The 17,304-nt window shown below is 73.9% G+C and carries 14 protein-coding genes; 6 read left to right on the plus strand and 8 right to left on the minus strand.

What is annotated here, in order from left to right; translation table 11 throughout:
• Positions 1-103 precede the first annotated feature (103 nt).
• A complete protein-coding gene (locus tag GJQ66_RS06110; RefSeq protein WP_155048453.1) occupies positions 104-595 on the plus strand; it encodes a signal peptidase I in 492 nt (163 codons plus the stop codon).
• Positions 596-619: 24 nt separating this feature from the next.
• On the opposite strand, the gene GJQ66_RS06115 is transcribed toward GJQ66_RS06110, so the two are convergent.
• The 5 genes from GJQ66_RS06115 to GJQ66_RS06135 all read right to left on the minus strand — a co-directional run bounded on the left by GJQ66_RS06115 (position 620) and on the right by GJQ66_RS06135 (position 8,056).
• Complete coding sequence (locus GJQ66_RS06115) at positions 620-4,039, minus strand: error-prone DNA polymerase (RefSeq protein ID WP_155048454.1); 3,420 nt, start codon at positions 4,037-4,039, stop codon at positions 620-622.
• Between the two features lie 13 nt (positions 4,040-4,052).
• Positions 4,053-5,603, minus strand: a complete 1,551-nt coding sequence (locus tag GJQ66_RS06120; RefSeq protein WP_368732728.1) for a DNA polymerase Y family protein — start codon at positions 5,601-5,603, stop codon at positions 4,053-4,055.
• A complete protein-coding gene (locus tag GJQ66_RS06125; protein WP_155048455.1) occupies positions 5,600-6,301 on the minus strand; it encodes a hypothetical protein in 702 nt (233 codons plus the stop codon). Before GJQ66_RS06125 ends, GJQ66_RS06120 begins: the two co-directional genes overlap by 4 nt.
• Positions 6,302-6,436: 135 nt before the next feature.
• Positions 6,437-7,471 (minus strand): App1 family protein, encoded by a 1,035-nt coding sequence (locus GJQ66_RS06130; RefSeq protein WP_155048456.1) that lies wholly within the window; start codon positions 7,469-7,471, stop codon positions 6,437-6,439.
• 6 nt (positions 7,472-7,477) lie between these two features.
• Entirely contained in the window at positions 7,478-8,056 is a 579-nt protein-coding gene (locus GJQ66_RS06135) for a DedA family protein (RefSeq protein ID WP_155048530.1), read from the minus strand.
• Positions 8,057-8,246: 190 nt separating this feature from the next.
• On the opposite strand from GJQ66_RS06135, the gene leuS reads away from it, so the two are divergent.
• From leuS to GJQ66_RS06150, 3 genes are all read left to right on the plus strand, one after another.
• Entirely contained in the window at positions 8,247-10,814 is a 2,568-nt protein-coding gene (gene leuS / locus GJQ66_RS06140; protein ID WP_368732729.1) for a leucine--tRNA ligase, read from the plus strand.
• A gap of 109 nt (positions 10,815-10,923) precedes the next feature.
• Entirely contained in the window at positions 10,924-11,532 is a 609-nt protein-coding gene (locus GJQ66_RS06145) for a ComEA family DNA-binding protein (RefSeq protein ID WP_155048457.1), read from the plus strand.
• 81 nt (positions 11,533-11,613) lie between these two features.
• Positions 11,614-12,162, plus strand: coding sequence for a ribonuclease H (locus tag GJQ66_RS06150; protein ID WP_155048458.1), 549 nt, complete (start codon positions 11,614-11,616; stop codon positions 12,160-12,162).
• Positions 12,163-12,203: 41 nt separating this feature from the next.
• Here GJQ66_RS06150 and GJQ66_RS06155 read toward each other — a convergent pair whose 3' ends face one another.
• Positions 12,204-12,587, minus strand: coding sequence for a PPOX class F420-dependent oxidoreductase (locus GJQ66_RS06155; RefSeq protein ID WP_155048459.1), 384 nt, complete (start codon positions 12,585-12,587; stop codon positions 12,204-12,206).
• 122 nt (positions 12,588-12,709) lie between these two features.
• On the opposite strand from GJQ66_RS06155, the gene GJQ66_RS06160 reads away from it, so the two are divergent.
• Together GJQ66_RS06160 and holA are read left to right on the plus strand one after the other, a co-directional pair.
• The gene (locus tag GJQ66_RS06160; RefSeq protein WP_196215821.1) at positions 12,710-14,983 is read left to right on the plus strand and encodes a ComEC/Rec2 family competence protein; all 2,274 of its coding nucleotides are present in this window, start codon (positions 12,710-12,712) and stop codon (positions 14,981-14,983) included.
• A gap of 36 nt (positions 14,984-15,019) precedes the next feature.
• Positions 15,020-16,063 carry a DNA polymerase III subunit delta gene (gene holA / locus GJQ66_RS06165; RefSeq protein ID WP_155048460.1) on the plus strand — a complete coding sequence of 348 codons (1,044 nt, stop codon included), beginning with the start codon at positions 15,020-15,022 and terminating at the stop codon, positions 16,061-16,063.
• Positions 16,064-16,133: 70 nt separating this feature from the next.
• Here holA and rpsT read toward each other — a convergent pair whose 3' ends face one another.
• The gene (rpsT, locus tag GJQ66_RS06170) at positions 16,134-16,394 is read right to left on the minus strand and encodes a 30S ribosomal protein S20 (protein ID WP_368732730.1); all 261 of its coding nucleotides are present in this window, start codon (positions 16,392-16,394) and stop codon (positions 16,134-16,136) included.
• Between the two features lie 113 nt (positions 16,395-16,507).
• The gene (locus tag GJQ66_RS06175) at positions 16,508-17,260 is read right to left on the minus strand and encodes an alpha/beta fold hydrolase (protein WP_155048461.1); all 753 of its coding nucleotides are present in this window, start codon (positions 17,258-17,260) and stop codon (positions 16,508-16,510) included.
• Positions 17,261-17,304: the final 44 nt, after the last annotated feature.

Raw genomic sequence — 17,304 nt, forward strand, 5'->3', positions numbered from 1 at the left:
CTGAACCCCGTGCGGCGACGGCGAATATCGCGTGTAATAAGTAAACGAAAGATGTCGGAAATGTGTCGAGCGTGTAACGCGCTCGGCATGAGGAGGAGCGGCAATGGCGCCGACCACCATCGTGACGGCCGTCGCGGGCGCCGCGCTGACGACGGGCGCGTTCACGCGGCGCGCGTGGGTGCGCGCCGCGGCCGTCACCGTCGCGGTGCTCGCAGGGGTCGGTCTCGCGCTGAGCCTCGGGCTCGCCGCCCTGGGGGTCTCCCCGCTCGTGATCATCTCCGGATCCATGGCGCCCGCGTATCCCGTGGGCACCATCGTGTACTCGCAGAACGTGCCGGCGTCGTCCGTCGCGGTCGGCGATGTCGTCACGACCGACCGCTTCAACGGCCCCGGCACCGTGACGCACCGGGTGGTGCGCGTGGAGGCGGCGGGCGATCGCATCGTCCTCACGCTGAAGGGCGACGCCAACCAGGGGGCCGATCGGGAGCCGTACGAGGTGACCGAGGTGGGGATCGTGCGGGCGGCCGTCCCGTTCGCCGGCCTGCCGCAGCTCTGGATCCAGAATCTCCTCGGGATCGACCCGCTGACGGCGTGAGGCGGGCGCGGGGCGCCGATTCGCTCACTGGAAGTCCCGTGACCGGTGCCCCACGCCGATGCGCAGGTCCTCGAAGCCGTCGGCGACGATGTTCGTCACGCCCTCCGGAGACCTCTCGAGGATGCCGCGCGCGATCAGCGCAGGGCTGTCGCGCACGAGGTGCCGGAAGCGCGTCCACACCCCGACCGAGCAGATGACGTTCACGAGGCCGTGCTCGTCCTCGAGATTGAGGAACGTGATCCCTGACGCCGTGGCGGGGCGCTGGCGGTGCGTCACGAGGCCCGCGACCTCGACGCGCCGGCCGGGTTCGTGCGTGCGCAGCCCCGCCGAGGTCAGGACGCCGCGCGCATCGAGCGGGGCGCGGAAATGGGTCATGGGGTGATCGTCCGTCGACAGCCCCGTGGCCCACAGGTCGCCGGCGAGGCGCTCGTAGCTGGTCGGATCCGCGAACAGCGGCGGCTGCACCGCCAGGACCGTTCCTTCGAGATGCTCGGGGCGGTCCTGCGCGGCCGCCCCCGCGAGCCAGAGCGCCTCCCGCATGCTGTGGCCGAGCGGCGCGAACGCCCCGGCGGTCGCGAGCGCCTCGAGGTGATGCTCCGCCAGGCCGGTGCGGCGGACGAGATCGTGGAGAGAGACGAACGGGCCGCCCCGGTCGCGCTCTTCGACGACGGCGCGGGCGGTGCGCTCGCCGATCCCCGTGACGCCCGCGAGCCCGAGGCGCACCGCAAAGCGCCCGTCGCGGCGGTGCCGGGCGGAGCGGTCGGGGGCGCTCGGATCGAACCCGGGGGGCTCCTCGCCCTCGGGTGGGAAGTGATCCTCCAGGCAAGAGTCCTCTCCCGTCGCCTCCCGGCGCGCGGGGTCGAGCGGCTCGAGCGTCTCGGTGACCCCCGAGCGCAGGATGTCCGGGCGGCGCACCTCGACGCCGTGCCGCCGCGCGTCGGCCGTGAGCGTCGCGGGGGAGTAGAACCCCATCGGCTGTGCGCGCAGCAGGCCCGCAAGAAAGGCCGCCGGGTAGTGCAGCTTGATCCAGGACGAGGCGTACACGAGCAGGCCGAAGGACAGCGAGTGCGACTCTGCGAACCCGAAGTTGGCGAACGCCTGGATTTGGCCGTAGAGGCGGTCGGCCTCTTCGCCGACGATGCCGTTGCGCGCCATGCCCGCGAAGAGCTTCTCGCGGAGCTTTTCGATCCGCTCCTGTCCGCGCTTGGAGCCCATCGCCCGGCGCAGCAGGTCCGCGTCTTCGCCCGTGCAGTCGCCGACCGCCATGGCCATCTGCATGAGCTGCTCCTGAAACACCGGCACGCCCTTCGTGCGCTCGAGGACGGGCTCGAGCTTCGGGTGCGTGTAGGTGACGGGGTCGAGCCCCATCTTGCGGCGGACGAACGGGTGCACGGCGCCGCCCTGGATGGGGCCGGGGCGGATGAGCGCGATCTGCACGACGAGGTCGTAGAACCGCCTCGGCTGGAGGCGTGGCAAGAGGCCCATCTGCGCGCGCGACTCCACCTGGAACACCCCGATCGAGTCGGCCCGGCACAGCATGTCGTAGACGCCCGGCTCCTCGCGGGGGAGGTCGCGCAGGCCGAAGCTCTCGCCCGTCGCGTCGCGGATGAGGTCGAAGCAGTGCTGCAGCGCGGCAAGGATGCCGAGGCCCAGGAGATCGAACTTCACGAGGCCCATCCAGGCGGCGTCGTCCTTATCCCACTGGATGACGGTGCGCCCCGGCATGCGCGCGTGCTCGATCGGTACCACCTCGCCCACGGGCCGGTCGGTGAGCACCATGCCGCCCGAATGGATCCCCAGGTGCCGCGGCGCGGTCATCAGCTCGGAGGCGTAGGCGATCACCTGGTCGGGGATGTCGTGCGTGGGGCCCGACTCCAGGCTCGCTCCCCAGCGCTCGACCTGCCGGGACCACGCGTCCTGCTGCCCGGGGGAGTAGCCGAGGGCCCGCGCGACGTCGCGGACGGCGTTCTTCGGCCGGTACTGGATGACGTTGGCCACCTGGGCGGCGCGCTCGCGCCCGTAGCGCTCGTAAACCCACTGGATGATCTCCTCGCGCCGGTCGCTGTCGAAGTCGACGTCGATGTCGGGCTCCTCGTCGCGCATGGCGGAGAGGAAACGCTCGAACGGGAGGCGGTACGCGATCGCGTCGACCGCGGTGATGTCGAGCAAATAGCACACGGCGCTGTTGGCGGCGGATCCGCGCCCCTGGCAGAGGATGCCGCGGCGGCGCGCCTCGCGGACGATGTCGTACACGATGAGGAAATAGCCCGGGAAGTCCTTCTGCTCGATGACGTCGAGCTCGTGCGCGATGCGGCGCCTGTCCTCCTCGCCGAGGCGGGGGTAGCGCCGCGGCACGGCCGCCCAGACGATCTCGCGGAGGTAGGACATGGGCGTATGGCCCTCGGGGACGTCCTGGCGGGGGAGCGCGGGCCGCGCCTGGCGCAGCGGGAACGCGAGCTCGTCGGCGAGATCCGCGGCGCGCTCGACGGCGCCCGGCCAGCGTGCGAACAGGCGCGCCATCTCGTCCCCCGAGCGCAAATGGGCCGCGGCGTGCGCGGGCATCCATGCGTCGAGGTCGTCCATGCTGCGCGTCGCCCGGATCGCGGCGACCGCCTGCGCCAGCGGCGCGCGCTCGGGCGCGGCATAGTGCACGTTGCCCGTCGCCACGACGGGCAGGCCCGCGGCGTCCGCCAGGCCCGCGAGCGCGTCGCAGCGCCGGTCGTCCAGGGGATCGCCCCGGCGGGTGAGCTCCACGAAGACGTTGCCGCGCCCGAAGCGCGCGACGAGCTCCGCGAGGGCCTGCTCTGCTGCGCTCTGCGGTGCGTCCGGGGTCCCGAGGTCGAGGGCCCGCCCGACGGCGCCCTTGCGGCATCCCGTGAGGATCGCCCAGTGCCCCGCCGCCTCCTCGGCGAGCTCGTCGAGGTCGTAGAGCGGCCGCCCCTTCTCGCGCCCCCGGAGCTGCGCGCGCGTGATGGCGCGGGACAGGCGGTGATACCCCTCCTCGCCGCGCGCGAGCACGAGCAGGTGTTCCCCGACGGGATCCGCAGATCCCTTCTGCGGTGCGGGCAGCCCGAACGAGAGCTCGGCGCCGAAAACCGTGCGAACGGAGGTGTGCTCCGCGGCCTCCGCGAACCGCGCCGCCCCGTAGAAGCCGTCGTGGTCGGTCAGGGCCAGGGCGTCGAGCCCGAGCCGCTCGGCCTCCTCGACGAGCGCCTCGGGCGAGGAGGCGCCATCGAGGAACGAGAAGGACGAGTGCGCGTGCAGCTCGGCGTAGCGCGTCGCGCTCGATCCGCGCGGGACCCCGGGCGGCGCGTAGGCGCCCCGCTTGCGGCTCCACGCGGGGCTGTCCCCACCGTCGGCGCCGGCGGGGCGCTCCTCGGGGCGACGCCCGCTCAGGGTTCGTTCGAGCTCGCTCCAGGAGATCGGGGGGTTGCGGAAGCCCATCAGTCGTCCCTCCTCACGCGTACCGGCCCTCGAGCCACCACGCGCCGTCCTCCAGCACGGCGAGCCACGCGGATCCGTCCTCCAAGGCCAGCTGGAAGCGGTGCGCGCTCCGGGCGCGGGCAGGGTCCCAGGTGCGCTCGACGAGGGGCCAGGGGCCGGACCACGAGGTGATCGCGCGGCGATCGAGGGTCGCGGGGTCGGCCGTGACGAAGCCGCGCCCGTCGACGCCGACCGGCTCGCCCGAGGCGGCGCGCACCTGCGCGGGCCGGGCCTCGCGAAAGACCTCGGCCGGCAAAGGCGCGGGGAGGGAGCCCGGCCACGGCAGGTCGCGGCGGGCGGGCGGCCCGGATCCGTCCCCCCAGGGCACGCGGACCTCGCGCTCGGCGAGGAAGCGCCCGCCGCCGGGAGACGGCGTGAGCACGGCGCGATGGCCGAGCGCGCTCTGCACGCGCGTCATCGCGTGGTGGGCCCGTTCGTCGGGGCCCTGTCCCAGGAGGGCCGGCTGGTGGGCACCCGCGTCGTCGACCGCCTCCGGCTCGATCCGGACGTGCACGACGCCCCCCGTCAGCGCGGCCGCGCCGGGGGAAGGCTGGAGCTGCCACCGGACCCGGTCGGTCACGCTGGCGGCGTCGAAGCTCGTGGGGTGCTGCCAGACGCGCTCGCTGCGCTCGGCCGCGTCGCTGACGATGAGGATGCGCACCGCGGTGCACACGAGGCCCGCGCCCGCGAGGCCATCGCAGAACGCATCCGCGGTCTGGCGGACGGCGAACGCCACCTGCTCCGCGAGCTCCAGGGGGGCGTCGAGATCGAGCTCGCGGGCCAGCTCGGGCGGCGGGACCCGCGGGGTCACGGTGCGCGAATCGGACCCCGCGGCGAGCGCGTGCAGGCGCGCCCCGCGGGAACCCAGGCGGTCGTCCACCCGCCCCGGCGCGAGCCGCGCGAACTCGCCCAGGGTGCGGACCCCGAGGCGCGCGAGCAGGAGCGCAAGGTCCGGGTCTCCCAGCGCCCCGACCGACAGCGGCGCGAGGAACGCGGCGGCCTCGCCGGGGGCGACGATTCGGATCCGCTCCTCGCCCGCCGCGCGCGCCGCCTGCTCGGCCGTGAACAGCCCGTCGGCGACGCCCGCCCGAGCGTCGGCGAAACCCGCCTGCGCGAGCGCCGCGAGGAGGGCGCTGGCCGCGGGGCGCTCGCCGCGGTAGAAGCGCGCGGGGCCCCGCGCGCGGAGGGCCGCGACGCCGGGGCGCAGCGGCTCGGCTCCCGGGGCGAGCTCCTCGAGGCGGACGAGGGCGTCGTGGAAGGCGCGGGAATCGCGCGCCTCGTCGGCCGTCGCGAGCCGGAGGCGCGCGCACGCCGCCTGCGCGTCCCGCTTTTTCATTCCGCGCCGGACGCCCTCCGCGCGGGCGGAGGGCGAGCAGGCCACGACCGCGCCGTCGTGCATCACGGCGATCGGCTCCTCCGGCGCGATCCGCTCGCTCGTGGCGAGCTCGCGCGCCTGCGTGCGCAGCAGCGCGGTGATCGGCCAGTCGGGAAGCCAGACGACGATGACGCGCTCGGGCGCGGTCACGAGGCGACCGCCCGGAGGTGGCCGCGCGCGGTGGCCGGGGGCGCGAGGCGCTCGACGCCGCCGGTCGGGCCGGGCAGGAGCACGCGCGCGGTGCGGGGGCGGGGCGCGCGCCGCGCGGACGCCGTGAGCGTGACGGCGCGGGACGCGAGGAGCCCGTGACCGCGCTCGAGCCCGCGCCACTCGGGGGAAGACAAGGCGAGGGTGGTGTCGGCGCCGTGCCAGTCGCCGACGACGAGGAGGACGCTGCCGCGGTCGCGCAGCCGCGCCGCGGCCCGGGCCGTCTCCGCGGGCGTCGCGGCCCGCGGGGCCCGGACGGTGACGAGGGGGAACACCTCGGCGGCGGACGAGACCGCCTGCAGCCAGCGCTCGCCCGGATCCGGGATGAGCGCGAGGCGCGCGGGGACGACGCCGTAGCCCTCGGCGGCCTCCGCCGAGAGGTCGGGCATCCCGATCACGGCGGCCCAGGACCCCTCGCGGGAGGCGGCGCCGAGGAGGGCGAGGACGAGCGCGGCGGAGTCGGGCAGCACGTACGCCGCGCCCGGCCGCAGGCCGCCCTCCGGGAAGAGGGGCGCCAGGGCGTCGGCCACGGGGAGCGCGTCGACCCGGGCCGTGCGCCGCTGCATCTGGCTGATCTGCGTGCGCAGGCGCACGAGATCCGCTGTGTGATCCGCCCGGGCGGCGGTCTCTGCGACGGCCATCTTCACCCCACCATTCTAGAAACTATGTTCGAATGCGACAAGCGCTTATCGAACACTATTTCGAGCCACTGACATTCGTCTGCGTGGCGGTGGGGCCGGAGATCTCTGCGCCTCCGGGCAGGGCGAAAAGGGGCGCTACGGCAGGAGGCCGACGCGCTCCAGGCGCTTGGCGAGGCCCGCTCCGTCGGGGGACGACACCCAGGGGACGCCCGCCGCCGAGTGGTCGTTCACCGAGGTCCGCCCGCCCGCGAGGACGGCCTCCGCCGCCGTCAGGCGGCGGATTGCGACGCCGGCCACCGAAGCCGGGTGCTCGGCCGTGAACTGCGTGTAGATCTCGTCGTCGTGCTGGCCGTCGTCGCCGATGAGTAGCCATTCGATGCTGGGGAACTCCTCGGCCAGGCGGCGCAGGTTGTCCTCCTTGTGCGCGCGCCCGCTCCGGAACCAGCGGTCGTGGGTGGGGCCCCAGTCGGTCAGCAGCATGGATCCGCGGGGGAACAGGTTGCGGTGCAGGAACCGGTTGAGCGTCGGGGCGACGTTCCATGCCCCCGTCGAGAGGTAGACCATGGGCGCGCCGGGGTGCGCGCGCATGAGGCGCTCGAGGAGGACCGCCATGCCCGGCACCGGCTGGCGCGCGTGCTCGTTCAGCACGAACGAGTTCCAGGCCGCGAGGAGGGGGCGCGGGAGCGCCGTGACCATGACGGTGTCGTCGACGTCGCAGACGATGCCGAAGCGGACGTCGGGGTCGACGACGAACACGCGTGCGCGCGTGGGCTCGCCGCCCTCGACCGTCATCTCGACCTCCTGCCACCCGGGCGCGAGGTCGGCCGGGAGCACGGTGTCGATGACGCCGCCGCGGTCGGCGACGACCTCGTGCACCTGGTCGCCGACGCGCACGGACACGGTCGAATACGCCACGGGGATCCCCACGAAGGCGCGCCACCCGCGCACGCCGTCGTCGCGTTTGCGGGTGAGGGCGGGGAGGATCAGCACGCGCCCGACGACGCGGATCCATCCGTCGCCGCCGTACCCCGGGAAGGGGAGGATCTGGGGGGAGCGCCCGGCGCGGCGCGCCCTGCGCTCGCGCCACGCGTGGAAACGGCGCTCGAATCGGGCGACCCAGTGGATCTTCTCGGGGGCGTCGCCCAGGGGGCGCGCGGCGCGGGAGGTCATCGCGGGTCAGTCTTTCATGTGTCGGTGCTCGAACCAGTGCAGGATCTGCTTGCCGCCGAGGACGGCGACGAGGCCGAGCGCGATGATCCCGAAGAACACGTAGCCCGCCCAGTGCGCGCTGTCCGCGAGGTCGCGATACGTCTCGGCCGCCCCCGCCGCGATCGAGATGTAGATCGTCGTCCACAGCGCGCACGCCGGGAGGGTCCAGGCGATGAAGCGGCGGTACGGGTAGCCGGACATGCCGACGGTCAGGGGAACGAGCGAGTGCATGACCGGGAGGAAGCGGGACAGGAAGATCGCGATCCCGCCGCGCCGGCGCAGGTACACCTCGGCGCGCACCCAGTTGCGCTCCCCGATCCAGGATCCGAGGCGCGAGGCGCGCACGTGCGGACCCGCCCACCGCCCGATCGCGTATCCGAGGCTCTCGCCCGCGAGCGCGCCCGCGACGACGACGGATCCGAGGAGCAGGGCCTCGGGCACGGAGGTGACGGCCGTCGCGCTCACGATGACGATCGTGTCGCCCGGGACGATGAGCCCCACGAGCACGCTCGTCTCCAGCATGATCGCGACCCCCGCGATCAGCATCCGCAGCCAGGGCTCGACGCCCTCGACGAACGCGAGGATCGACGTCAGGACATCGTTGAGCACGGCGCCATCCTATGCGGGCCGGACCTGCGGCTATTCGTCCGCGGCGAGGCGGTAACCTGGAATCTCCCGATTCTTCCGCGTGCGCGAGGTGTGCGCGGCCCCGCAGAACCGATTGGCTCCTCTCGACGTGTCACAGTCCAACGCTCCCGAAGTCACCGCGGCCTCCGACGCCGTGAACGTCCACGCCATCCAGGCCAAGTGGCAGGCGTACTGGGAGAACGACGAGACGTTCCTCGCGGGCGAGGGGGGCGACAACCGCCCCCGCAAGTACGTGCTGCCGATGTTCCCGTACCCGTCGGGCGACCTGCACATGGGCCACGCCGAGAACTACCTCTATAGCGACATCATCGCCCGCTTCTGGCGCCACCGCGGCTACAACGTCCTGCACCCCGTCGGGTGGGATTCGTTCGGCCTGCCCGCGGAGAACGCGGCGATCCAGCGCGGCGCGGATCCGCGGGAATGGACCTACGACAACATCGCGCAGCAGCGCGCGAGCCTGAAGAAGTACGGCGTCTCGTTCGACTGGTCGCGCGTGCTGCACACGTCGGATCCCGAGTACTACGGCTGGAACCAGTGGCTGTTCCAGCAGCTGCACGACCGCGGGCTGGCGTACCGCAAGGAGAGCCCGGTTAACTGGTGCCCCAACGACCAGACGGTGCTCGCGAACGAGCAGGTCGTCGACGGCGCGTGCGAGCGCTGCGGCGCCGAGGTCGTCAAGAAGAAGCTGACGCAGTGGTACTTCAAGATCACCGACTACGCGGACCGCCTCCTGGACGACCTCAACCAGCTCGAGGGCGCGTGGCCGAGCAAGGTGCTGCAGATGCAGCGCAACTGGATCGGCCGCTCCGTGGGCGCCGACATCGACTTCGAGATCGAGGGCCGCGCCGAGAAGGTCACGGTCTTCTCGACCCGACCCGACACGCTCTACGGCGCCACCTTCATGGTCGTCGCGCCCGACAGCGACCTCGCCGCCGAGCTCGCGGGTGGATCCTCGCCCGAGGTGCGCATGGCCTACCAGGCCTACCGCGACGAGGTGGCGAAGCAGACCGACATCGAGCGGCAGTCCACGGATCGCCCCAAGACGGGCGTGTTCCTCGACCGCTACGCGCTCAACCCCGTCAACGGGGAGCGCCTGCCGATCTGGGCCGCCGACTACGTCCTGGCCGACTACGGCCACGGCGCCGTCATGGCCGTCCCCGCGCACGACCAGCGCGACCTCGACTTCGCGCGCACCTACGATCTGCCGGTGCGCGTCGTCGTCGACACGAGCGCCCCGATCACGGGCGCGATCCCCGTGATCGAGCAGGACGACAACGGCAACCTCATCGACCCGGATCCGCTGCCGAGCCCCGTCGAGACGGGCGAGGCGCTCGTCGGCGAGGGCCGCCTGATGAACTCGGGCGAGCTGAACGGGCTGTCGAAGCGCAACGCGATCGCGCGCGTCATCGAGATCCTCGAGAAGCGGGGCACGGGACGCGCGGCGAAGCAGTTCCGCCTGCGCGACTGGCTCATCTCCCGACAGCGCTTCTGGGGCACGCCGATTCCCATGGTGCACACCGAGGACGGGCGCATCGAGAAGGTGCCCGCCGACCAGCTGCCGGTGCGCCTGCCCGAGGCGAAAGATCTTGACCTCAAGCCCAAGGGGTCCTCCCCGCTCGGCGCCGCCACCGACTGGGTGACGACGACGGATCCCGTCACGGGCGAGCCCGCGCGGCGCGACCCCGACACGATGGACACGTTCGTCGACAGCTCCTGGTACTTCCTGCGTTTCCTGTCGCCGGGCGATGCGACGCAGGCGTTCGACCCGAAGGCGGCGCTGCGCTGGGCGCCCGTCGATACGTACGTCGGCGGCGTGGAGCACGCGATCCTGCACCTGCTCTACGCGCGCTTTATCACCAAGGTCCTCTTCGACCTCGGGTACGTCGACTTCACCGAGCCGTTCTCGAGCCTGATCAACCAGGGCATGGTGATTCTCGACGGCTCGAAGATGTCGAAGTCCAAGGGCAACCTCGTCCTCTTCAGCGACGAGCTGAACGCTCACGGCGCCGACGCCCTGCGCGTCGCCCTCGCCTTCGCGGGGCCCGTGGAGGACGACAAGGACTGGAAGGACGTCCAGACCGCGGGCGCGACGAAGTTCCTCGCCCGCGCCCTGCGCGCGGCCGACGACGTCGACAGCGAGACCGGCGTGAAGTGGGCCGACGGCGACGCAGCCCTGCGTCGCATCACCCACCGGCTGCTCGCGGACGCGCCGGGCCTCGTCGAGCAGACGAAGTTCAACGTCGTCGTCGCGCGCCTCATGGAGCTCGTGAACGCCGTGCGCAAGACGATCGATTCGGGCGCCGGATCCGCGGATCCCGCCGTCCGCGAGGCCGTCGAGGTGACCGCGATGGTGCTCGACCTGTTCGCGCCGCACACAGCGGAGGAGATGTGGGAGCGCCTCGGCTACGCGCCGTCCGTCAGCCAGGTGGCCTGGCGGGAGGCCGACCCGACGCTGCTGGTCGAGGACGACGTCACGGCGGTCGTGCAGGTCAACGGCAAGGTGCGCGCGCAGCTGCAGGTGCCAGCGAAGATCGACCCCGCCGCGCTCGAACGGCTCGCCCGCGAGGACGAGCGCGTCGTGCGCGCCGTCGGCGACAAGCAGATCGTGAAGGCGATCGTGCGCGCGCCGAAGATCGTCAGCCTCGTCGTGAAGTAGGACGACGGCCGGGGCGCCACCGCGTCCCCAGGGCGGATTTCGCCGCACCTGTTCGCCGGCGGCGGGAGGGGAATCCCTCCCGCCGCCGGCGCCGTCTAGCGTCGTCCGCATGGCGGAACTCGAGGGCTTCGAGCGGGCGCGGCCGCGCGCCCGCCTGGGCGTGGGTGCGGCGATCGTCGTCGCGCTCGGCGCGCTGGCCGTCACCGTGGGCGTCGGCGTCTGGCGCGGTCTGGGGGATCCGGCCCCCGTATCGACCGAGGCCACTGTCGCGATCTCGACGCCGCCGGCCCCGACCCCGGCCGAGATCTACGTGCACGTGTCGGGCGCGGTGCGCGAGCCCGGGTTGTATCTGCTCTCCGAGGGCGCGCGCGTCGTCGACGCGGTGGGCGCGGCGGGCGGCTTCGCGAAGGACGCCGAGCCCGGGGCCATCAACCTCGCACGCGGCGTCGCCGACGGCGAGCAGCTCGTCGTGCCGGTCGCGGGGGAGGCGCCGCCCGCGGCCGCCGCGCCCGGCGGCCCGGCGGGCGGCCTCGTCGACCTCAACACGGCAGACGCCGCGGCGCTCGAGGAGCTGCCCGGCATCGGGCCCGCGCTCGCGGCACGGATCCTCGCGTGGCGCGAGGAGAACGGATCCTTCGCCGCGGTCGACGACCTCATGGCGGTCTCCGGGATCGGGCCGGCGGTGCTGGAGGGGATCCGCGACCTCGCGACGGTGTGACGCGCGGCCGCGTCGCGCGCCCGCCCAGGCGGGTGCGGCAGGATGGGAGGTCTGCCCCCGCCGACCGAGGAGAGGACCCACATGACGGAGTACATCGTCGCGACCGACGGCGCGTGCAAGGGAAACCCCGGGCCGTGCGGCTGGGCATGGGTCGGCGAGGACGGCCGGTGGGCCGCCGGCGCGATCCCGCAGGGCACGAACAATATTGGAGAGCTGACGGCCGTGCTGCGCGCCGTGACGGACCACGCCGACGTGGCGCACCTGCGGATCCAGGCCGACAGCACCTACGCGATCGACACGTACACGAAGTGGATGGACGGCCACAAGCGCCGCGGCTGGAAGACCTCGGCGAAGAAGCCGGTCAAGAATCAGGACATCCTGGAGGCGATGATCGAGGCGCGCGACGCGCGTCGCGCCGCGGGGCTACCCGACGTCGTGTTCGAGCACATGCGGGGGCACGCGGGGCACCGCCTGAACGGGTGGGCGGACGAGCGCGCCGTGCGCGCGTCGCGGCACGCGGCGCAGGGCCTCGCACGGGAATGGACGACGGACGCGGGCCAGGAGCGCCTCGACGTCTCGGCCGACGCGCCCGCCTCGGGCGAGGACAAACCGACGCGCGGGCGCCGCTGACGCGGCGGGGCGGCGCGCCGGGTGCCGGCGCGCCGCGAGGGTCAGTCCACGAGCCCGCGGCCGCCGAGGAGGCGGGTCGGCTCGATCCGGATCACGACCCGGGTCGGGTTCTCCCGCGGCGTGCGGTAGCGCCCGGCGTAGAGCGCGACCGCGCGGGCGACCTCGTCGGGGTCATCGGAGACGCTGGCGCGCCCCGGGAACGTGAGCCAGCGGGCGCCGTCCACCTGGCTCACGGTCGCCATGCCGGCGCGGAGGACGTTCTTCACCTTCTGGGATCCGCCGGAGGTGATGATCCGCACGATCCCGTCGTGGAACGTGAACCCCACGGGCACGACGTGGATCCCGCCCCACGGCGCGAGGGTCGACAGCGTGGCGAGGTGACGCTCGCGGACGAACGAGACCCCGGCCTCGGTGAGGATGCGCATCCCGCACACGATACCGGCGGGCGGCCGGGGACCTCGTCCACAGGGCACGGAACACGCGGATTGTGCTTTGCCGCCGGCCGCCGCGGTGCGGGCCGGGCGGACGCGTCCCTACCGTGGCGGGCATGACGACCGACCCGCCCGGTGCCGAGCACCCTCGGCGCGACCTGCGGATGCTGGCCGTGGCCGGGGCCGCGTGGGCGGCGGCGCTCGTGTGCGTTGTCGCGCCGGGCGGCGCGGCGTGGATCGCCGGGGCGTGTGCGGTCGCCGCGGGGGCGGCGGTCGTCCTCGCCCGGACGCGGTCGTCGCCGGTCTGGGCGCTCGCGGTGGTCGCGTGCGCGGTGGGGGCGTGCGTCGCGGGGCACGTCGCGGTGGCCGAGCCGGGGCGTCGCGCGCAGGCCGCGGATCTTGAGGGCAGCGTGAACGGCCTTGTCGTGACGGTAACGAGCAAGGTGGAGCCCTCCGCGGGCGGCGTGCGCTTCACGGCCGACGGCCCCGCGCCGGTGTCCGTGATGTGGCCGGGCGGCGCGGCGCAGGGCGGGCTCGACCTGGGCGCGCGCGTCGCGCTCACGGGCGAGGCGTGGCGGGCGGATCCGGGCGAGGCGGCCGTCGCGGTCGTGCGCGCGAGCGCGGTCGAGGTGCGGGCGCCACCCGGCGGGATCCTCGCCGCCGCGAGCGCGTTGCGCCACGGGTTCGTCGCGGACGTCGCGCGCGGCCTGCCCGAACCCGGGGCCGGGCTCTTGCCCGGGCTGTCCGTGGGAGACACCAGCGGCGTGAGCGCCGAGCTCGACGCCGACATGATCGCCTCGTCGCTCAGCCACCTCACGGCCGTCTCGGGGGCCAACTGCGCCCTCGTCGTGGGCATCGCGTACGCGGCGTGCGCGCTGTGCGGGGCGCGCCGCGGCGTCCGGGTCGCGGCCGGCGCCGTCGCTCTCGCGGGCTTTGTCGTGCTGGTGACGCCCGAGGCCAGCGTGATCCGCGCGGCCGCGATGGCCGGGGTCGCGATGATCGCGCTCCTGACGGGGCGGCAGGGTGCCGGGGTCGCCGTCCTCGGCGTCGCGGTGACGATCCTGCTGTTGTCGGATCCCTGGCTCGCCGCGAGCTTCGGGTTCGCGCTCTCGGCGGCGGCGACGGCCGCGCTCCTCCTGCTCGCCGGGCCCCTGGCCGATGGGCTCGCGCGCGTCATGCCGCGCCCGCTCGCGCTCGCGATCGCTGTGCCGCTGGCCGCCCAGCTCGCGTGCGGCCCCATCATCGTCCTGTTCGCTCCCGAGGTTGCGCTGTACGGCGTCGTGGCGAACATGATCGCCGGGCCCGCCGCGCCCGCCGCGACCGTGCTCGGCCTGGCGGCGTGCCTCGCGCAGCCGATCCCCGTCCTCGCCGACGGGCTCGCCGCCCTCGCCTGGATTCCGTCGGCCTGGGTCGCGCAGACCGCGCACACCTTCGCGGCGCTCCCGGCCGCCCGCCTGACGTGGCAGGCCGGGTTCTGGGGCGCCCTCGCCCTGGCGGTCCTCGGCGCGGCCGCCGCGGCCGCGCTCGTCCGCACCGGGCGCACGCGGTGGGCGCGCGCGTCCCGCGGGGCGGGCCGGCTGCTGCTCGTCGCGATCCTCGGCACCGGCGCGGGCGCGATCGCGGTGCAGACGGTCGTCGAGCCCCTGACGACCCCGCGCGACTGGTCGATCGCGCTGTGCGACGTGGGCCAGGGCGACGCGATCCTGCTCCGCGACGCCGGCGCCGTCGCGCTCGTCGACACGGGGCCGGATCCGCGCGCCCTCTCCGCGTGTCTCGACCGCCTCGGCGTCGACCGCGTCGACATCGCCTTCATCACGCACTTCGACTCGGACCACGTGGGCGGGGCCGCGGCGCTCGCGGGGCGCGTCGAGCGGATCCTGCACGGCCCGGCCGAGACGCCGGCCGAGGCCGCGCGCCTTTCCGGCCTCGGCGCCCGGAGCGTGGAAGAGGGATCCGCCGGGCTCGCGGGCCGCGTCGGCGGCGCGGACTGGCGGATCCTCTGGCCGCGCGACGGAACGCGCGCCTTCCCACCCGGCAACGACACGAGCCTCGCGCTCGACATCGGCGGCGGATCCGTGCCGCGCACCCTGCTGCTCGGGGATCTGTCCGAACAGGCACAGCGCCTCCTCGCCGCCGGCGGCGAGGTCGGCGACGTGGAGGTCGTGAAGGTCTCCCACCACGGCAGCCGGGACCAGCTGCCCGCGCTCTACGCCGCCGCGCGCGCCGAACTCGCCCTCGTCGGCGTCGGCGAGAACGACTATGGGCACCCGCACCCCGACACGCTCGCGCTCCTGCGCACTTCCGGGGCGGCCATCGCCCGCACCGACACGGACGGCCTCGTGCTCGCGGGCGGACCGGGCGCGCTGTGGGTGTGGCGCGACGGGGGCTGACGGTGGGGTGTCACCGGTCCCGGCTACCCTGGGAGCATGGCAGCAGCGCGTCGCGGGTCCGGTTCGGCGACCAAGAAGACGGCGATCCCGCAGCTCTCGTGGCGCCAGCCGCAGCCGGCGCCGGTCGTGCTCGTCTCGGGGCCCGAAGAAGTGTGCGCCGAGCGCGCGACCGCGTCGATCCGCGCCCAGCTGAAGGAGGCCGACCCGTCGCTCGAGGTCACCGACCTCCGCGCGGACGACTACGCCGCGGGGACGCTGCTCGCGGTCACCTCGCCGTCGCTGTTCGGCGAGCCGCGGCTCGTGCGCGTGACGGGCGTCGAGAAGTGCTCGGACGCCTTTCTCGCGGAGGCGCTCGCGTACGTCGCCGCTCCCCAGGACGGCGCGACCCTCGTCCTCCGGCACACGGGGTCGAGCGTGCGCGGCAAGAAGCTGCTCGACGCGATCCGGCAGGGCCAGGGCGGCGGAGCGGAGATCGCCTGCCCCGCGATCAAGTACGACCGCGACCGCGAGGCGTTCGCGGCGGGCGAGTTCCAGCACGCGGGGCGTCGCATTGCCCCGCGGGCGCTCCACGCGCTGACGCAGGCGTTCTCGGGAGACCTCACCGAGCTCGCGGCCGCGTGCCAGCAACTCATCCAGGACGTCGCGGGCGACATCACCGAGCAGGTCGTGGATCGCTACTACGGCGGCCGCGTCGAGTCGAGCGCGTTCGAGGTCGCCGACGCCGCGATCGCGGGCCATCACGGCCAAGCGCTCATCACGCTGCGGCACGCCCTCGACGCGGGCGCCGACCCCGTGCCGCTCGTGGCGGCCTTCGCGATGAAGCTGCGCACGATGGCGCGCGTGGCGGGTCAGCGCGGTTCGTCTCGGCAGATCGCACAGGAGCTGAAGATGACCGACTGGCAGGTCGATCGCGCGCGCCGCGACCTGCAGTCCGGCTGGAGCGAGCGCTCGCTCGGCCTCGCGATCCAGGCCGTCGCGCGCGCGGACGGCGAGGTGAAGGGCGCGTCGCGGGATCCGGTCTTCGCGCTCGAGCGCATGCTCACGGTGGTCGCGACCCGGGCCCCCTTCGGCGGCCTCTAGGACCCCCGCCGCACGCGACAGCGGCCCACCCCCGCGAGGGGATGGGCCGCTGTCGCGCGCGGAGCGTCGCTCAGAGAGCGGCGATCTTGCTGGCGAGACCCGACTTGCGGTTCGCCGCCTGGTTCTTGTGGATGACGCCCTTGCTGACGGCCTTGTCGAGCTTCTTGGCCGCCTTCGCGTAGGCCGCCTCGGCGGCCGACTTGTCGCCGCCCGCGATCGCCTTGCGCGTCGCGCGGACGAGCGTCTTCAGCTCGCTCTTGACGATGCGGTTGCGCTCGCGCGCCTTCTCGTTGGTCTTGTTGCGCTTGATCTGCGACTTGATGTTTGCCACGTGGAGTGAAGCTTTCGTTCAGGTGTGCGTTGGATGTCGCCGCAGAACAGTAGAGGGGCTGTCTCGCGGCAGGTGTGTGGGTGTGGGTCCCACACGCAAGCCAAGAGCCAAGTCTAGCAGGTGCGTTTTCGATCGCCGCGCGCGGCGACAGTCGCGAGCACCAGGTCGACGAGCGCGTTGGTGACGGCGGGGCGCATCGCCGTGACGAGGTGGGTCGAGCGCGGGACGACGACGAGCTCCGCGCGCGGGACGAGGCGCGTGAATGTGCGCTCGTTCAGCCGCAGCTGGTCCCACTCGCCCGTGAAGAACCAGACGGGGAACTGGCGCCGCTCGATGCGCACCAGGGCCCGGGCCAGGTCGAGCGACTGAAGGCTCTCGAGCGCCTCGTCCTCCGCCTGGAGCGCGTAGCCGCCCGCCCCGAAATCGCCGCGGGTGCCCGGGGGCAACTGCGCCGCGAGCGCACGATCGATGACCCAGCGACCCTGGTGCGGGAGCCCGCGCATCCCGCGGAGCACGAGCCGGTACGCCGCGAGCCCCGCGCCGCGCGGAAAGGCCGTGCAGGAGGCCGCGACGAACGCCGCGACCGGGGGCGCCGCGCCCGCGCGCCCGACGTAGGCGGTCGACAACAGCCCGCCCATGGAGTGCCCGACGAGGACGACGGGCCCGCGCTCGGCGGCGGCGCGCACCGCGCGATCGATCGTCGCGACGGCCTCCTCGAGCGACCAGGGCTCCGCCATGCGGGAGCCGTGCCCGGGCAGATCGATCGCGTGGGGCGCGACGCCGCGGGCCTGCAGGTGCGCGACCTGCGCGCGCCACATCGTCGCCGACGTGCGGATCCCGTGCACGAAGACGACCTGCGGATCCATGCCCCCCAGCATACGAAGGCGGGCCGGCCCCCGAAGGAACCGGC

Origin of the sequence: Microbacterium sp. ZXX196 (genome assembly GCF_009709595.1) — a bacterium.
GTDB lineage: Bacteria > Actinomycetota > Actinomycetes > Actinomycetales > Microbacteriaceae > Microbacterium > Microbacterium excoecariae.